Source organism: Micromonospora okii (assembly GCF_020884795.1).
Classification (GTDB): Bacteria; Actinomycetota; Actinomycetes; order Mycobacteriales; family Micromonosporaceae; genus Micromonospora; species Micromonospora okii.
Map to the genome: position 1 here is coordinate 499,253 of NZ_BBZF01000013.1, position 11,598 is coordinate 510,850.

Here is an 11,598-nt window from a genome sequence, read left to right on the forward strand (position 1 = left end):
AGGAGTGCTAGTAGGTCTCGACGTGCACGCTGGTCTCGCTCAGGGCTTCCACCACGAAGATCTGGGCACCCACCGGGATTGGCCGGTCGGCGCGTGCGTTGAGCTTGACGGGCTGGCCGGCGACGCGGACCCGGACCTCGCCGTAGCCGTCGACCGGCACCGGGGTCACCACGAGGCCGATCGCGCCGACCATGTCGTTGCGGGTGGGGGTGGGGTCGGTGCGCATGGTGCGGGCCGCCCGGCTGAGCCGGGCCGCGAGCCAGGCCGTGGGCACCGCGGCGACCGCGCCGCCGGCCACCGCCGCGACGATCGACCCGGGGGTACGCGCACCGAGCAGCTCGTTGACGATCGCCGCGCCGAAGCCGAACGCGCCGGCGAACCCGGCGACCACCTCGACGGAGATGGGCCCGTCGCCGCCGGGGTGGCCGAACTGGAACAGCTCGGTGCCGAGCAGGGCCAGCGCCAGCACGGCGACACCCGCCCCACCGATGATCAGAAAGATGAGCGTTCCCGTGGCCACGACCCGCACCGTATCGATGGTGTGCAAGGTCAACTGGCGCGTGGAGGCGGAGCGGGGCGCTTCGCGCCGGCGGGGGAGAATGGGGGCGTGCGCTGGACCGTGCTCGACTCCCCGATCGGCGAGTTCTCCGTTGCCACCGACGACGACGCCGTGTGCGGCACGCACTTCGGGCGGGTGGAGACAGCGGTCGAGGCCCCCGGCGACGAGCTGTCCGGGCGGGCCGTGGCCGAGCTGCGGGCGTACTTCGCCGGGGAGCTGACCGAGTTCACGGTGCCGGTGACGGTGCGCCGGGGCTCCGAGTTCGAGCGCGCGGTCTGGCGGGAGATGACCCGCATCCCGTACGGGGAGACGTCGACCTACGGCGAGGTGGCCCGGGTGGTCGGCGACTCGGGGGCGGCGCGGGCGGTCGGGGTGGCCTGCAACCGCAACCCGATCCCCGTGATCGTGCCCTGCCACCGGATCGTGGGCGCGGGGGCGAAGCTGGTCGGCTTCGGCGGCGGCCTGCCACGCAAGGTGACGCTGCTGGAGCTGGAGGCCGGCGTCGCCCTGCGCCGCGCCTGGTCCTGACGCCTACGAGGCGTGCAGTCGGGTAGATCTTGGACGATTTCGGCCCCCCGAAGGGCTCCCCCGAGGGGCCGTTTCCTACCAAGATCTCTGAGCCGGTTGAGGCACCAGGGTTCAGGTGAGGCGGTTCGCGCGAAGGTGGGTGAGGAAGGCGGCCCAGCCGGTTGTGGAGAAGATCAGCGTCGGGCCGCTGCGGTCCTTGCTATCGCGTACGGCGAACCGCCCGCTGCCGTCGAGCACCGGCCCGGCCTCGACGCAGTTGCCGTCGCCGTTGCCACTGCGGCTGCTCACGTGCCAGGCCACCGGCAGCCCGGGGGTGGGGCGGTCGATCGTCGCCATGTGCTCACTCCAGACGCGCTTCGAGATCGAAGAGGATCCGCTGCACGGCACCGTTGCGCAGCGCCGACCGGCGTAGCCGATCGTAGCGCTGGTACAGCGATTCGGCCTTCTCCCCTTCGACCACCACCGTTCCGACGACCGTGGAGATGCAACCGGCGGGTGGGTACGGCCGCCGCATGCGGAAGACGTCAAAGGCGCCATTGGGGCTGGCATGGGCACCTGCGGCGAACGGCAGGATCATGATTTCGACGTTCGGCCAGCCAGCCAGCGAGCGAAGGTGGGCGAGTTGGGCTCGCATCACCTCAGGTCCGCCGATCATGCGGCGTAGCGCGCCCTCGTCGATGACGACGGAGAGCCGGATCGGCTCGGGGCTGCTCAAGCGCTGCTGGCGGTTCATGCGCAGCTCAACGAAGCTTCGGAGCTGATCGTCGGGAAGGTGGTCATCGGCGGCCCGGATGACGGCTTCGGCATACTCCCTGGTCTGGAGCAGGCCGGGAATCACGGAGTCCTGAAAGGAGTCGATCGCCGTGGCGCGGCTCTCCAGCCAGATCCAGTCGATCAACGATGCGGCGACGTTGGCGGTAAGGCCGTCCCACCAGCCCTTCTGCCAGACGTCCTGCGCCATCGTCTTGAGGTCGTCGCGCCGCTTCGGGTCGTCGATCCCGCAGACGTCGAGGTAGGCCAGCACCTCGGGCACCCGGGCCGGCAGCATGCCGGACTCGATCCGGCTGACGGTGCTGGCGTTGCGGTTGAGGCATTCACCCACCTCCCGCAGCGTCAGCCGGGCACCCTCCCGCATCTCGCGGAGCTGCTGACCGAGCCACTGGGCGCGAAGTGTGGAAGCAAGTTCGTTCGGCATCGCTCTCCGTTCGTCTGCATCAGCATCTCGAACGGATTCCTCCCGTGCAAGGTTGCACAACTGCCAAATTTACTGCATGCTGCGTGTGGTTGTGGTCACTGAAGGTGATCAGCGGCCGGTGTAAAGGACCGGGGTGGGGCGGCTTGGCGGCATGCCCACCCCGGTCTGGGAACGAGCCGAACGGGAGACACACCGGATGGATGGCGTCCCGGGGAATGACTCCCCGACTGTCTACCACGCCGTACCCCCTGCCGGCGGGCGCCGGCGCGCCCGCGTCGTGCGTACCCATTCGGGTTCTGGCCGAGGGGTGCGCTGATCTGACGGCGCCTCCCCGGCACTGAGCCGGGCGTGGCGGCGGTACGGGCCGTGAGCAGCGACATCAGGGCCGGGGACGTGGTCCGGGTGACCCGGGCGGCCAGCGTCCAGTTCATCACTCGGCCGATCGTCGCCCGGGTGATCCGGGTGCGCGACGACCTGCTCACCTACCAGGGCTGGTGCTGGCTCGACGTCTACCAGCTCGACGCGAAGGGCGATGCGACCGAGCGCTGCACGATCTTCGTACGGCCGGACGGGCTCCGCATCGTGAGGCCCCGCACTGAACGCGCCCCCGGGCAGGTGTCGGGGGCATTGAGTACGTGACGGCCATTACACGTTCAGTTTTTCTTGCTGCCGCACCTGGCTTTCCCGTCGGCCGTTGGCTGGTATGCGGCGTACTGGCGGCGCTCGGATGGACATCCCGAGCGGGTCGATCGAATCTGCTCGGCCTGGTTACCGGTAAGGAGAAGTAGTGCCCAGCCTTGGTTGACGTGTCCCCTGACAAGCTATACAAATCTGGTATGGCCTTCACCCTGACGCTCAAGCCCGAAGTGGAACAGCGGCTCCGTGAGCTGGCCGAAGCCGAGCACCGCTCGATGCACAAGACCGTCGAGGTGGCGATCCAGGAGTACCTCGAACGTCGAGAACGTAACGAGTGGACCCGCCAGGCAGCCCGGCAGGTCTTCGAGGAGGACGCCGAGTTCTTCGAGATGTTGGGGGATCGGTGAGGCAGCCCTGGCCGGAGCCGGAGGATCTGCTCACCCTTCTGGCCGAGTACACCGGTCCGCAGAGTCGGGTGCGAGACGCCGGCATCCTGGTCGCCGCAGCGGCCCGCCCGCACGCTCGGATGATGAACCGCGCGGCCTACCCAACTGTTCTGGACAAAGCAGCGGCGCTGCTGCACGGGCTGATGATGTGGCGACCACTGGACATGTGGAACGCCGGGCTGGCCTGGGCTGCGATGCGGGTGTTCCTGCAGCGCGACGGGCTGACCTTCACCATGCCGGCCAAGGAGCGGATGGGGCTGACCGATGCGTTGACCAGTGGTGAGGTGGACTCGGTCGACGAGTTGGCGCTGCGGCTGTCGCCGTACCTGGAGATGCCGGCCTGAATGAGTGCGAGGGCCGGGTCCGTGCGGACCCGGCCCTCGACGGTGCTGCGGTGGTCAGCGCGTCAGCGCTCGACCTCGCCGGCGATGAACGCCTCGACGGCGGCGTGCGCGTCGTGGTCGGCGTACTGCACGGGCGGGGACTTCATGAAGTACGACGAGGCCGACAGGATCGGGCCGCCGATCTTCCGGTCCAGGGCGATCTTCGCGGCCCGGACGGCGTCGATGATGACACCGGCCGAGTTCGGCGAGTCCCACACCTCGAGCTTCAGCTCGGCGTTGAGCGGGGTGTCGCCGAACGAGCGGCCCTCCAGGCGGATGTACGCCCACTTGCGGTCGTCGAGCCACGGCACGTGGTCCGACGGGCCGATGTGCACGTCGCTCTTCTGCATCTCGTGCGGGATCTGGGACGTGACCGACTGGGTCTTCGAGATCTTCTTCGAGACCAGGCGGTTGCGCTCCAGCATGTTCATGAAGTCCATGTTGCCGCCGAAGTTGAGCTGGTACGTGCGCAGCAGCTCGACCCCGCGGTCCTCGAAGAGCTTCGCCAGGGCGCGGTGCACGATGGTGGCACCGACCTGGCTCTTGATGTCGTCGCCGACGATCGGCAGGCCCGCGTCCTCGAACTTCTTGGCCCACTCGGGGTCGGAGGCGATGAAGACCGGCAGGGCGTTGACGAACGCGCAGCCGGCGTCGATCGCCGCCTGGGCGTAGAACTTGTCGGCCTGCTCGGAACCGACCGGCAGGTAGGAGACGACCACGTCGACCTGGGCGTCACGCAGCGCCTTGGCCACGTCCACCGGCTCGGCGTCCGACTCCTCGACGATCTCGCGGTAGTACTGCCCCAGACCGTCGAAGGTCGGGCCGCGCTGCACGGTGACGCCGGTCGGCGGCACGTCGCAGAGCTTGATCGTGTTGTTCTCGCTGGCGACGATCGCCTCCGCGAGGTCCATGCCCACCTTCTTGGCGTCCACGTCGAACGCCGCGACGAACTCCACGTCCGAAACGTGGTAGTCGCCGAAGGTGACGTGCATGAGACCCGGGACGCGGTCGTTCGGGTCGGCGTTGCGGTAGTACTCCACGCCCTGCACGAGGGACGAGGCGCAGTTCCCCACACCGACGATGGCGACGCGGACGGAGCCCATAGCGTCTGCCTCCTTCTTTTTCATCACGGCCGCTCTGACCTGGACTCTCCAGGCGGAGGCGGGCTGTCGTTATCTCGTCGACCGCCGGCCGTCCCGGTGTGCGGGACCGTCGGGGCACGGCCGGAGCGCTCGTTGGCGATGAGCTCCTCCAGCCAGCGGACCTCGCGCTCGCAGGCGTCGAGGCCGTGGCGTTGCAGTTCCAGGGTGTACGCGTCGAGGCGCTCGGCCGCCCGGCCCAGCACGTCGCGAAGGCCCTCGCGGCGTTCCTCGATCTTGCGGCGGCGACCCTCGAGGATGCGGAGCCGGGTCGCCTGGTCGGTGCGGGCGAAGAACGCGAAGTGCACGCCGAAGCCCGTGTCGTCGTACGTCTCCGGGCCCGCCTGCGCGATCAGTTGGGCGAAGCGTTCCTTGCCCTCCGCGGTGATCTCGTAGACCACCCGACCGCGTCGGCTGGTCAGGGCGGGGACCTCCTCGGTCGTCACGGGCGTGTCGGCTGCCTCGGTGATCCAGCCCGCCGCCTGGAGCCGCCGCAGGGTCGGGTAGAGCGAGCCGTAGCTGATCGCCGCCCGGATCGCCCCCAGCTTGGCCGTGAGCTCCTTGCGGATCTCGTAGCCGTGCATCGGGGACTCCTGGAGCAGGCCGAGGATGGCGAGGTCGAGCACGGAGCCATCCCCCTCCCGACCCCCGAAGCGGAGGTGTCGCCGTCACGATGTATCGGACCGATACATCGCACGTTAGCGGCTGTTCCATCATCAGGGCAAACCCCCGCGCCGGAATCCCGGGTTCACGGATTGTGACGGTGGTCGCCTCGTCGCGCCGGACGGCGTACCCTTCTCCGCATGCGTACGCAGCGCCAGGTTGTCGACTACTCGCTCCGGAAGCGGGCGGTGCTGCGTGAACTCGCCACCGGTCGGGTGGGCGCGTACGACGTCTGCGACGCGTCGCCGTACCTGAGAAGCGCCGCCCGGTTCCACGGCGAGACCACCGACGAACGCTGCCCGATCTGCCGCAGCGAGAACCTCACCCACGTCCACTACATTTACGGGGACGAGCTCAGGCAGTCCGCCGGACAGGCGCGTAGCCTGTCCGAGTTGCCCGTCCTGGCGATGACGCTGCGTGAGTTCCAGGTCTTCGTGGTGGAGGTGTGCCTCGGCTGCGGCTGGAACCACCTCGTCGAGCAGTTCCTGCTGGGCCGGGACGGGCTGGTCGGTGGCACGGAGGACGGGGCGGGGCAGGACGCGGTCGGCGGTTCGGCCACCTCGGCCTCGGCTGCCGGCCCGGCCCCACGGCGAAGGCGAGAGGCGCAACGGTGAACCAAGCTGACTCGGTTGGCCCGGTGTGGAGGCAGCGGGGCGACCGACAGCTCTTGGGCCCGATTGGCCCGATTAATCCAGAAGCGACGGCCTCGGCCCCGTCCCCTCGGGCCGGGGCGTCGCGTGTTTCAGCTCACGGCAACCCGGTGGCGACGCGCCCGCGTGCCACCGCGACCGGCAGGGTGTGAGGAATGAACTCGTACGGCGATCCCAGCTCCTCGCGGGGACGGGCCCAGATTCCGGGCGCCAACGGCGACCCCGGCGAGGGCCCGCCCGACGCGTACCGTCGGGGCGACGACGCGCGCGGTAGCTGGTCACCAGAGGGTACGGCACAGCCCGGCCGTGCCTCCGTTCCGCCCCGCGGCCCCGCCGCGGGCGGCCGCTCCACAGTTGGCGGCTCCGCCTCCGTGCCGCCGCGCGGCGCACCCGCCGCCGGCTCCGCCTCGGTGGGTTCGGCGTCGGTCGGCCGCGCGGGCGGCTCGGGCCGGGCCTCGGTTCCCGTTCCGCCGGCTCGCGGCGCGTCGACACCCGGCCAGGCCGGCGGCGGGCGGGCCTCGGTGCCGGTCTCCCCGGCGGGGCGGGCCTCGGTCGGCGCCGGTTCCGGGCGGGCCAGCGTGGGGGCCGCGCCGGGCGGGCGGGCCAGCGTGGGCGCCGCGAGTGTCGGCGGCCCCGCCGGCCGCGCCTCCGTCGCCAGGGCGAGCGTCGCGCCGCCCTCCGGCACCACCGCGCCGCCCGGCGGGCCCGACCGTGCTCCCGACGGCCGGGCGAAGACGGCGCGGACCAAGAAGCGCAAGCGGGTGAACATCCTCATCGCCGGCTTCGCGATCCTCATCATGCTCGCGGGCATCGGCGTCGTCGGCTTCACGTACTACTCGACGAACGTCGTGCTCCCCGAGGACACCACCCCGCCGCAGGCGACAACGCTCTACGCGATGGACAACAAGACCATCATCGCCAAGGTGGGTGAGCAGAACCGCACGCTGGTCACCATCGACCAGATCCCGCAGCATGTGCAGGACGCGGTGGCCGCCGCGGAGGACCGGAACTTCTACCAGCACTCGGGCGTGGACTACAAGGGCATCGCCCGGGCCGCCTGGAACAACCTCTCCGGCGGCGACAAGCAGGGCGCGTCGACGATCACGCAGCAGTACGCGCGCAACGCCTACGACAGCTTGAAGGATGACACCTACGCCCGGAAGGTGAAGGAGGCGATCCTCGCCTCCAAGCTGAACGACCGGTACAGCAAGCCGCAGATCATGCAGCACTACCTGAACGTGATCTACTTCGGCCGCGGCGCGTACGGGATCGAGGCGGCGGCGCAGACGTACTTCGGCAAGTCGGCGAAGAGCCTGACCCCCGCCGAGGGTGCCGTGCTCGCCGCGCTGATCAAGCAGCCGGAGGCCACCGCCACCCACAGGGGGTACGACCCGGCGGTCAGCCCGGACGACGCGAAGTCCCGGTGGGAGTACGTCATCAACGGCATGGTCGAGGAGGGGTGGCTGAACGCCCCGAACCGGCCCGCCCGCCCGGCCGAGTACCCGAAGAACATCAGGAGCCCCAAGAACGGGGGCGCCGGCGTCGACTTCGGCGTCAACACGCCGTACGGCAACGTCATCAACTACGTCAAGACCGAGATGCGCGAGAAGGGCCTCTGCGTCGACAAGGAGGCCGACGTCACCGACAAGAAGCCGCTCTGCTCGCAGGCGCTGATGGCCGGCGGCTACCGGATCCGCACCACGATCGACACCAAGATCCAGAAGGCGGCGGTCGAGGCGGCCCAGCGCAAGACGAAGGGCTCGGAGCTCGCCGGCCAGCCCGACAACCTGATGGCGGCCGTGGTGGCCATCGACCCGGACAACGGCCGCGTCCTCGCCTACTACGGGGGCGACAACGGCACGGGCACCGACTACGCCGGCAAGAACACCGACTCCAAGGGCGCGCTCAGCGGCGGGCACCCGCCGGGGTCGAGCTTCAAGATCTACACCCTGGCGGCGGCGCTCAAGGAGGGCAAGGCGCTGGAGTCGCGGTGGAAGGGCCGCGCCTTCACCCCGGAGGGCACGAAGTTCAAGGTCAGCAACGCCGGGGTGGACAACCCGTCCTGCGGCGACTCCTGCACCCTGAAGGTCTCCACCCTCAAGTCGCTGAACGTGCCGTTCTACCACGTTACCCAGGAGATCGGGCCGGACAAGGTCATCGACATGGCGAAGCAGGCCGGCGTCACCACCATGTGGCGCACGGACACCGACCCCGCCAAGGCGTACGACCTGACGAAGACCGACCCGAAGGACATCGCGCCGGCGCCGTTCTTCCACGTCGTCGGGTACGGCCAGTACCCGATCACCGTCCTGGACCACGCCAACGGCGTCGCCACCTTCGCCAACGAGGGCGTCTACAACAAGGCCCACTTCCTCTACTCGGTGGAGAAGCAGAACGAGAACACCGGCAAGTGGGAGAAGGTCGGCAGCGAGAAGCTCGAGCCGAAGCGGCGGATCGCCCAGGACGTCGTCGCCGACGTCACGTCGGTCCTCCAGGAGTACCCGGCGCAGGTCAACCACCAGCTCGCCGGCGGCCGCAAGTCGACGTCCAAGACCGGCACCTGGGAGTTGAAGTCCAACAGCGAGGACAACGGCGACGCCTGGATGATCGGCTACACGCCGCAGCTCGCCACGGCCGTCTGGGTGGGCAACAAGCAGGCCCGAAAGCCGCTGAAGCTGAACGACGGGCGCAAGGTCAGCGGCGGGAACCTCCCGGGCTCCATCTGGGAGCGGTTCATGAACGACGCCCTGAAGGGCGAGAAGATGCTGGACTTCCCGCCGGCCGCCAACGTCGGCGACCCGGAGTCGGGCAACGGCGAACCGCCGCCCCCGCCCCCGCCGCCGACGAACCAGCCCGGCCAGCCGGGTTGTACCCCGCCCTTCTGCCCGCAGAACCCGGGCAACCCCGGCAACCCGGGTAATCCCGGAAATCCCGGCAACCCTGGGAACCCGGGTAATCCTGGCACTCCGGGTAATCCCGGGAACCCGGGCATCCCGGGGACACCGACCAATCCCCGCCCCGGCGACGGGGGCGACGGCGGCGGGCTGCTGCCCACCATTGCCCCCCGGACCCGGCAGTGAGCTGAGTCGGGCCACGCAACGACGCCGCCGGCGGCCGGACACCACGTCCGGCCGCCGGCGGCGTTTCGCGTACCGGAATGTTTTCCGCCGAGGCAGGACGTGAGGGCCATCGGTGCGGGATGATTCCTCACCATGAGCACCCAGTCGACGACCGACATCGACGACGCCGGACGCGGCGACCACCCGTCCCGGTCGGACGGCTTCGTCCGCGGGGCCTCCGAGCTGATCGGCGGCCCGCTGGGCGACCACGCCGTGGCGCTCGACCGGCCCGCCGGCCGGGAGAGCCGCTTCTGGACGGCCGCCCGGATCGTGCTGGCCCTGGCCTGCCTGACCCTCGCCCTGCACTGGGTGCAGAAGTCGCCCTGCCAGGACGGAGCCTGGCAGAACAACGTGCAGTACACGCGCATGTGCTACACCGACGTGCTGGCGCTGTACTACGCCGAAGGGCTCAACGAGGGCAAGGTGCCCTACCGGGACCACCCCGTCGAGTACCCGGTGCTGACCGGGTACTTCATGGGCGCGCTCGGGCTGCCGGTGCACGCGCTCGGCGTCGACAACCCGGAGATCAACCAGGGGCGGTGGGCGTACAACCTCAACGCCCTGGTGCTCAGCGCCCTCGCGGTCGCCACCGTCGCGACGATCCTCGCGCTGCGTCGCCGACGACCCTGGGACGCCGCTCTCTTCGCGCTCGCCCCCGCCCTGTTCCTCACCGCGACCGTCAACTGGGACCTGCTCGCCGTCGGGCTCGCCGCCTTCGGGTTGTTCGCGTGGGCCCGTCGCCGCCCGGCGGTGGCCGGGGTGCTGCTCGGGCTCGCCGGGGCGGCCAAGTTGTGGCCGCTGTTCATCCTCGGGCCGATCCTGGTGCTCGCCCTGCGCGCGAACCGGCTCCGCGCCGGCCTCGTCGCCATCGGCACGGCGCTCGTGGCGCTGGTCGCGGTCAACCTGCCGGTCGCGCTGCCCTACCGCGACAACTGGGACCGCTTTTTCGAGCTGAACACGACCCGGCCCATCGACTGGGGCACCCTCTGGTACATCGGGCGCTACCTCGACGGCAAGATCAACATCGGGGACCCGGCCTCGATGGGTCCCTTCCAGTGGCTCAACGCCAACATCCCCACCCTGAACTGGGTCTCCTATGCCCTCTTCGGCCTTGCCTGCCTCGGGGTGGGCGTGCTGGCCCTGCGCGCCCCGCGCCGACCCCGGCTGGCCCAGCTCGCCTTCCTCGTCGTCGCCGCGTTCCTCATCTTCAGCAAGGTCTGGTCGCAGCAGTTCGTCCTCTGGCTACTGCCGATGGTCGTCCTCGCCCGCCCGAAGTGGGGAGCCTTCATCGCGTGGCAGGTCGCCGAGATCGGCTACTTCGCCGCCTTCTACGGGGAACTGCTCGGTGCGGCGACCGGCCGGCCGGTCTTCCCCGAGGGGGTCTTCGTGCTGGCCTCGTCGCTGCGGCTCGGCACCGTCGTGCTGCTCTGCGTGCTGGTCGTCAGGGAGATCCTGAACCCGGAGCGCGACGCCGTGCGGGCCACCTACGCCGACGACCCCGACGGCGGGCTGCTCGACGGCGCGCCGGACGCGCCCTGGCTCGACCGCTGGCGGCGGCGACCCGACACCACCGCGCCCGCCGAGCCGGTCCCGGCGGGCGCCTGACGCCCGCCGGAACCACCCTGCGACCTCAGAGCCGGAAGACCACCGCGCCCTCGACCTCCTGGCGGGTGATGCCGAACGCGTCGACCGGGCTGTCGATCCTCGTCTCCCACGGCGTGCCCCCGATCTGGTTACGCAGCACCACCACGTTGCGCACGCCCAGGCCGCGCAGGTAGGTCACGCTCGCCTGGTCCGGGAAGCTCTCGGCCACCTGCCGGATCTCCGCCTGCCGGTGCGGGGTGAAGCCGCTGCCACCGTTGACCATGTCCTGGAAGCGGCTGGTCGACCAGAGCATCACCGGCTGGTCGTGGCCCTGGCCGCTCGGCAGCACCAGCATCGGGCCGTCCACCGACCGCATCGCCGCCGGCTGGGTCGGCACCACGGGGTGCGGCGTTACGTTCAGCCCCTCGGCGAGCACCAGCAGCAGCGGCAGCACCATGGCCAGCCGCAGCCACGGCCCCGGCCACGGCGGCACCCGCTCGTCGGCCCACTCCCGGACCCGGATGGCGAAGGCGCTGACCGAGCCCGCGGCGAGCAGCCCGAGCAGCAGCGTCGTCCAGAGCATCAGCCGGCCCGGCGTGCGCAGGCCGTTCCAGCCCGGCAGGTACTCGAAGAGCACCCCGTAGGTGTACGTGCCGCCGAAGAACCGGGTGCCCATCGCCAGCACCATCGTCACCA

Annotated in this window: 12 protein-coding genes and 1 pseudogene; 7 read left to right on the plus strand and 6 right to left on the minus strand. The window is 70.3% G+C overall.

All coding sequences use genetic code 11. The features are described from left to right. Window positions 1–7: 7 nt before the first annotated feature. Complete coding sequence (locus tag LPU43_RS05365; protein WP_229399088.1) at window positions 8–553, minus strand: NfeD C-terminal domain-containing protein; 546 nt, start codon at window positions 551–553, stop codon at window positions 8–10. A 54-nt stretch (window positions 554–607) separates the two neighbouring features. On the opposite strand from LPU43_RS05365, the gene LPU43_RS05370 reads away from it, so the two are divergent. After that, the gene (locus LPU43_RS05370; RefSeq protein WP_229399089.1) at window positions 608–1,087 is read left to right on the plus strand and encodes a methylated-DNA--[protein]-cysteine S-methyltransferase; all 480 of its coding nucleotides are present in this window, start codon (window positions 608–610) and stop codon (window positions 1,085–1,087) included. A gap of 111 nt (window positions 1,088–1,198) precedes the next feature. On the opposite strand, the gene LPU43_RS05375 is transcribed toward LPU43_RS05370, so the two are convergent. Continuing rightward, window positions 1,199–1,423, minus strand: coding sequence for a DUF397 domain-containing protein (locus tag LPU43_RS05375; protein ID WP_229399090.1), 225 nt, complete (start codon window positions 1,421–1,423; stop codon window positions 1,199–1,201). Between the two features lie 4 nt (window positions 1,424–1,427). After that, on the minus strand, window positions 1,428–2,282 hold the full coding sequence (locus LPU43_RS05380; RefSeq protein ID WP_229399091.1) for a helix-turn-helix domain-containing protein: 855 nt from the start codon (window positions 2,280–2,282) through the stop codon (window positions 1,428–1,430). A 366-nt stretch (window positions 2,283–2,648) separates the two neighbouring features. Here LPU43_RS05380 and LPU43_RS05385 point away from each other — a divergent pair, with 366 nt between their 5' ends. The 3 genes from LPU43_RS05385 (at window position 2,649) to LPU43_RS05395 (ending at window position 3,708) form a co-directional block, all read left to right on the plus strand. Beyond that, entirely contained in the window at window positions 2,649–2,921 is a 273-nt protein-coding gene (locus LPU43_RS05385) for a hypothetical protein (protein ID WP_229399092.1), read from the plus strand. Window positions 2,922–3,118: 197 nt separating this feature from the next. Beyond that, window positions 3,119–3,325: a ribbon-helix-helix protein, CopG family gene (locus LPU43_RS05390; protein WP_229399093.1), complete on the plus strand. Its 207-nt coding sequence runs from the start codon at window positions 3,119–3,121 to the stop codon at window positions 3,323–3,325. Then, complete coding sequence (locus LPU43_RS05395) at window positions 3,322–3,708, plus strand: type II toxin-antitoxin system death-on-curing family toxin (protein ID WP_229399095.1); 387 nt, start codon at window positions 3,322–3,324, stop codon at window positions 3,706–3,708. The genes LPU43_RS05390 and LPU43_RS05395 overlap by 4 nt, the downstream gene beginning before the upstream one ends. Window positions 3,709–3,770: 62 nt before the next feature. On the opposite strand, the gene LPU43_RS05400 is transcribed toward LPU43_RS05395, so the two are convergent. Together LPU43_RS05400 and LPU43_RS05405 are read right to left on the minus strand one after the other, a co-directional pair. Next, entirely contained in the window at window positions 3,771–4,850 is a 1,080-nt protein-coding gene (locus LPU43_RS05400; protein WP_229399096.1) for an inositol-3-phosphate synthase, read from the minus strand. Window positions 4,851–4,873: 23 nt separating this feature from the next. Further along, window positions 4,874–5,512: a PadR family transcriptional regulator gene (locus LPU43_RS05405; RefSeq protein ID WP_229399097.1), complete on the minus strand. Its 639-nt coding sequence runs from the start codon at window positions 5,510–5,512 to the stop codon at window positions 4,874–4,876. Between the two features lie 177 nt (window positions 5,513–5,689). Between LPU43_RS05405 and LPU43_RS05410 the strand changes: the two genes are divergently transcribed. From LPU43_RS05410 to LPU43_RS05420, 3 genes are all read left to right on the plus strand, one after another. Then, the gene (locus LPU43_RS05410; protein WP_229399098.1) at window positions 5,690–6,163 is read left to right on the plus strand and encodes a DUF5318 domain-containing protein; all 474 of its coding nucleotides are present in this window, start codon (window positions 5,690–5,692) and stop codon (window positions 6,161–6,163) included. A 191-nt stretch (window positions 6,164–6,354) separates the two neighbouring features. After that, window positions 6,355–9,279: a transglycosylase domain-containing protein gene (locus LPU43_RS05415; protein WP_229399099.1), complete on the plus strand. Its 2,925-nt coding sequence runs from the start codon at window positions 6,355–6,357 to the stop codon at window positions 9,277–9,279. Window positions 9,280–9,411: 132 nt separating this feature from the next. Further along, the gene (locus LPU43_RS05420; protein WP_229399100.1) at window positions 9,412–10,923 is read left to right on the plus strand and encodes a glycosyltransferase family 87 protein; all 1,512 of its coding nucleotides are present in this window, start codon (window positions 9,412–9,414) and stop codon (window positions 10,921–10,923) included. A 25-nt stretch (window positions 10,924–10,948) separates the two neighbouring features. Here LPU43_RS05420 and LPU43_RS05425 read toward each other — a convergent pair. After that, a pseudogene (locus LPU43_RS05425) lies at window positions 10,949–11,598 on the minus strand (hypothetical protein); the annotation flags it as partial.

Coding starts and splice junctions, on each gene's coding strand:
- LPU43_RS05380 (WP_229399091.1), bottom strand. CDS start 2,282: ATGCCGAACGAACTTGCTTCCACACTTCGCGCCCAGTGGCTCGGTCAG.
- LPU43_RS05375 (WP_229399090.1), bottom strand. CDS start 1,423: ATGGCGACGATCGACCGCCCCACCCCCGGGCTGCCGGTGGCCTGGCAC.
- LPU43_RS05420 (WP_229399100.1), top strand. CDS start 9,412: ATGAGCACCCAGTCGACGACCGACATCGACGACGCCGGACGCGGCGAC.
- LPU43_RS05410 (WP_229399098.1), top strand. CDS start 5,690: ATGCGTACGCAGCGCCAGGTTGTCGACTACTCGCTCCGGAAGCGGGCG.
- LPU43_RS05390 (WP_229399093.1), top strand. CDS start 3,119: ATGGCCTTCACCCTGACGCTCAAGCCCGAAGTGGAACAGCGGCTCCGT.
- LPU43_RS05415 (WP_229399099.1), top strand. CDS start 6,355: ATGAACTCGTACGGCGATCCCAGCTCCTCGCGGGGACGGGCCCAGATT.
- LPU43_RS05400 (WP_229399096.1), bottom strand. CDS start 4,850: ATGGGCTCCGTCCGCGTCGCCATCGTCGGTGTGGGGAACTGCGCCTCG.